Consider the following 707-nt stretch of genomic DNA (forward strand, 5'->3'; position numbering starts at 1 on the left):
GACCCGGACGAAGCAAAGACGCTCGCCGACATTGAAGCGTATGGCTGCCACATCCTGTATGTCTTGGCAGAAGACGAGCTTCCGCCTTTCGCCTACTCGGTGGGGATAGAGCACAATTTCAAGGCTCCCGAATTGGTCATCATCGGGCTGAAACCGGAGCTTTCCCAAAGTATCATCAACGAGTATTGCCGGCGGGTGCGAAACGGCGAAACGTTCAGCATCGGACAGCGAGCGTCAGGTTTCCTGGGCGGCGGCTTCGACTGTCAGTTCGGCTCCGTCCATCCGGACCAATATCCCGAACATTTCGGTTGGGACATCTGGTTCTACGACGGTCCGGATTTCCGCGTCATGCAACTCGTGTATCCGAATACCTCGGGCATTTGGCCCTGGGACGCCGAAGCCGACAAGTGGTTCCGCAAGCGGCAGCCACTGCTCGACCAACCGCCATCGCCAACTTAGTTACGGACCGCCCAAACCCGCACTGTCTTTTGAATTGAACATATGAAAGCACTCCCATGAAAGCTGTCGTCTTCGAAAAATTCGGCGAGGCGCCGACGATCCAGACCGTGCCCGACCCGAAGCCGGCAGCGGATGGCGTCGTCATCAAGGTCGAGGCGACCGGCCTCTGCCGCAGCGACTGGCATGGCTGGATGGGCCATGACGACGGCATCACGCTGCCGCATGTTCCGGGACATGAACTGGCGGGC

General features: G+C 59.0%; 2 protein-coding genes. Both read left to right on the forward strand.

The features are described 5' to 3' along the window. Positions 1-459, forward strand: a 459-nt coding sequence (locus EOA38_RS38150) for a DUF4262 domain-containing protein (RefSeq protein WP_127301642.1), incomplete at its 5' end; no start/stop codon positions are given. Positions 460-515: 56 nt separating this feature from the next. Further along, a partial coding sequence (locus EOA38_RS38155; protein WP_148669498.1) for an alcohol dehydrogenase catalytic domain-containing protein occupies positions 516-707 on the forward strand: 192 nt, incomplete at its 3' end.

This window comes from Mesorhizobium sp. M1E.F.Ca.ET.041.01.1.1 (genome assembly GCF_003997355.1).
GTDB lineage: Bacteria > Pseudomonadota > Alphaproteobacteria > Rhizobiales > Rhizobiaceae > Mesorhizobium.